At 56.9% G+C, this 3,716-nt stretch carries 2 protein-coding genes and 1 pseudogene; 1 reads left to right on the top strand and 2 read right to left on the bottom strand.

The annotated features are described in order from the left end of the window. Nucleotides 1–588: 588 nt before the first annotated feature. Nucleotides 589–1,596, bottom strand: a complete 1,008-nt coding sequence (locus tag FV233_RS28660) for a hypothetical protein (RefSeq protein WP_147899552.1) — start codon at nucleotides 1,594–1,596, stop codon at nucleotides 589–591. 556 nt (nucleotides 1,597–2,152) lie between these two features. Between FV233_RS28660 and FV233_RS28655 the strand changes: the two are divergent. Further along, nucleotides 2,153–2,855: pseudogene (locus FV233_RS28655) on the top strand (IS5 family transposase); the annotation flags it as partial. A gap of 81 nt (nucleotides 2,856–2,936) precedes the next feature. Here the strand turns inward: FV233_RS28655 and FV233_RS28650 are convergent. Continuing rightward, the coding region (locus FV233_RS28650) for a helix-turn-helix domain-containing protein (RefSeq protein WP_187278262.1) at nucleotides 2,937–3,716 on the bottom strand (780 nt) is incomplete at its 5' end.

Raw genomic sequence — 3,716 nt, 5'->3', positions numbered from 1 at the left:
TAAAATCGATTGAATTATAACAGGATATATGTTCTTAATATTATCGGAGGCATCTCAAGAATTGTTTCTTGTAATATCGATTTCTCGACGGAGTCATCCATTTTTCTCGTGAATAGAATTTTTGATCAATCGCACTGGCCGCTCACAATAATTTTAGCCACTCAGTTTGAGACTTCAGACAAAGGCATGGATGCCAAACATCCTTAAATTTCAATCTGTGCTCGGGCGACCGCTATTGTCTATTCGCCTCGGTCTTATTGTTCGCGGCTGATCAGCATTACGTCCTTGACCAGATTACCGGGTGCTCAATCCGCCTTTGCGATTTGTCGCGCGTATTTCTGCGAAGGCCGCGGAAAATAGTGCCAGAGGCTATAATTGTCATCGACATCTCTAAAGGCCATGCTCTTGCCTGATGTGACGCACCAGCCAGGTAATTTGCCGCAGGTCAAGTGCGTCAACGTCTTGCGAGGAGTTGAAGAACTGAGGGCCGGAAAGTGGGCCGCTTCACAAATTTCGGATAACATCCGCTATACATCTGGGCTCCGTAAGACCAGATCTGATCTCCCTGCTTGGCCTGTACTGCGAGCCCTACATGAGCAGAAACGTCATTGTCATGTTGAAATTGCCCGGCCGCCCACACGCGTTGCCAGCATTCGCGTTTTGAAACATTCGCGTCTTCATATTTAAGGCGATTTTGACCAACGAGCGCAAAAATTGCGCCTCCCGAAAAATCTTTTGGTGCCCAAACCCATGCTTGGAATAAGTAAAATTTATTTTGTTCAAGATCTGTTGTGGGGACCGATCGCGTGTAGGAGCAGATCCCGTCTTCGCATTTCTGATGATGGTGCAGTCTGAGTCGGGGGGAAAGGTAGCCTGCGGGTTTTTCGGCACTGGATAAAGAGTATTTATTGGTACTCCATGATGCAGGGTATACACGTCATCACAGAGCCAGAGCCATGATTCCAAATCAACATCCCAAGCGCGTTCCATAGGAGCAAATTTGCGCACTGAGCCTTTAATGACACCCGGAGCTACCGGTCGGGCAGTTTGATGATCCCATGTCGGATAAGCCCCGTTTGCGTCTTCTTTCACTAGAACGACTGTCGACGGACCGTGATGATGTATTGCGTCGGCGAGTCGATCAAACTGCTCTTCGGTTTCGTCTAAAATTAATCTACGCACAAAGATTTTTGAGCCATTGGCCAGCTCGTCCAATAGCGTAAGTTTGAGATGTTTAATGCGGCTATAAGCTTCCGCAAGAACTTCGTGCGGGTCACGGTCGCCAACAAATTCTGCCAAATTTGACGAGATGGCGTAGCGCCGGCTAAAGCAATAGTAGGTGTTGCCTGCGCTCGCTTCTAAATAGAGATCTCCAGGAGCGTCAAATTCCTTGAAGTTTGTAGTTAATGCGTGAATGAGTGACTCAATCGGAGTGAAGGAAAATCGAAGTAAGCCAGAGGCTTCACAACCCGCTTTTCTTTGTACAAAGCTGAACTCACAATTGCCGCCCAAGCTGCGAAAATCGTGAAACCGATCTGCCGCTTGGGGTATGCTTAAAGTCTGAATTACGTAGGCGTCGCGCCGTTGGGCGAACATTTCTGCATTCCTCCGAATTAATGTATTTAAAGTGATTTGCCTTATTCAGGTGTTTTCTGTGAAAGCAAATCAAAAGCCTTCAATTACAATGATATTTATTCGATACTAGTGAATCAATAGAGCCCAGTTGAATTTACGCGAGTCAATATAGAAGCTTTAGGTATGAGGTCTGTAGCAAAAGTGCTACATACGGAATATTAAAATCTTGGGCTCGCAGCTGAGAAGGTGGCGGTCGCGCAAGCCTGCTCATACTCCGGCCGGCACCATCGTCCGCCCTCGCCGCAGCTCCACGTCCTTGAACAGGTCGCCGGCAGCTGAGGCGCGCATATTGGTGTCAGAATCGGGCTTCTGAACGAGGAGGTTAACACTGCCGTTCGCCTCGGCCTTCGTAACGTCCACGACACCGGCACAGCCGGCGGAGGCGTCGAGGAGGCCCTCACACTGTTGCATTGTCTCGATCAGCCTTCGAGCTTTCTCCCGGGAAGCTGAGCCCTCGCCTTCGGCTCAGAGCGCCTAATGGAACGGCGCGGAGCGAGGCTTTCAGCGTTGGTTTGGCATGGCCAGACCGCTTCTCCCCGATGGTCTCTGGAATGAGATCGCTCCGCTTCTGCCGCCGCCTCGGCCCCGTCCGAAGGGCGAGCGTCGTCCGATTGAGAACCAGGTCGTACTCACGGATATCCTGTTCTTGCTGCGCTCGGGTTTGCCGTGGGAGATGCTGCCGGCCGAGATGGGCGGCGGCTACGGCATGAGTTGCTGGCGGCGGCTACGGGATTGGCAAGCGGCGGGCGTATGGAGCCGCCTGCATCACATATCGCTGGAGCGTCTGCATGCGGCGGGTGAGATCGACTGGAGCCGGGCTTGCCTGGACAGCGCATCGGTTCCGGCCAAAAAAATGGCAGACTAGCACCGGTCCGAACCCGCCGGACTGGGGCAAGCGGGGCACAAAACGCCACCTCGTCACCGACGCGCCCGGCACCCCGCTCGGCTTCTAGCTAAGCGGAGCCAGTCGGCACGACGGCATCATGCTGGTGGCTACCCTCGATGCCATCCCGCCTCTTCGGAGTGGTCGACGCGGACGACCGCTGCACCATCCAGACAAGCTGGACGCCGATATAGCCTACGATGCCAGATGGCGCCGGCACGGATGCCGGGCGCGCGGGATCGTGCCACGCATTGCTCGTCGTAGTGTCGAGAGGCGCGACAAGCTCGGTCGCTACCGTTGTGTGGTCGAGCGTACCCACGCCTGCTTCAACCGCTTTGTCAAAAGGCGTTGGAACGGGGTTCTTCTGCACTTTCGGTGCTGAAGGATTGGCATCCGATCACGCTTTGCCGATCCCGGCTCATGAAGCATGCAGGACGCGTTGGCGCAGGAGATCGAAACCGGCGCGACCGTACATGCTTCGCTTGATCAGCTTGAGGCGGTTGACCTGTCCCTCGACGGGGCCGTTGCTCCAGGGCTCGACGATAGCGGCGCGCACGGCTGGCTCGTCCTGCCGGAGCCCGGTGACGAAGCCGCCGAGATCGGTCGCGGCTGCAGCTTCCAGCCAGGGCGTCAGTCCGGTGGGATCGTTCTGGCGCAGGAGCTCGGCGAAGGCGCGTATATCCTCAGCGGCTTGCTTCAGCTTCGGCGCGGCGCTGCACAGCGCTTCGGTGAAGGCGCGATCCTTCCGCGACAGTGCGGCCGGGTCGGCGGTGAGCCAACGGGTGATGCGGCGCGTCGAGGGGACCCGGGCGGACGGTGATCGCGCAGGCGCATCCTGCCGCCGTCGTGAGGCCCAGCGCCGGACGATGTCATAGCTGCCGATGAAGCCCTGCGCGTGCAACGCGCGGTGGAGGACGGTGGCGCTGTGCTGGCCCTCTCGCCAGCGTGCCTCGACGAAGGGGCTATGGCGATCGAGCAGGCTCGAACCCGGTGCGCGGCGGTAGGGCATGAACCGGCCCGCCCGCACCCAGCGGCGCACGGCGTTGCGGGATGCGCCGAGACGGCGAGCGATCTCCTTGGTCGGCAGACCTTCGCCGTGGAGGCACAGGGCCGCCTCGAAGCGGTCGCGTCGCCGGCTGCTCACGTTCGTTGGCGCTGTCTTCGCCAGATCAGGGGAGCCGGCGGGGTCGTGCACGGC

This window comes from Methylobacterium sp. WL7, assembly GCF_008040085.1.
In the GTDB taxonomy this organism is placed as follows: domain Bacteria; phylum Pseudomonadota; class Alphaproteobacteria; order Rhizobiales; family Beijerinckiaceae; genus Methylobacterium; species Methylobacterium mesophilicum.
The sequence above is the reverse complement of the archived record's forward strand: the minus strand, read 5'-3'. Positions and strand labels throughout refer to the sequence as shown.

Excerpts from the sequence above, each read along its gene's own strand:
- FV233_RS28660 (WP_147899552.1), bottom strand. The coding sequence starts at position 1,596 with ATGTTCGCCCAACGGCGCGACGCCTACGTAATTCAGACTTTAAGCATA.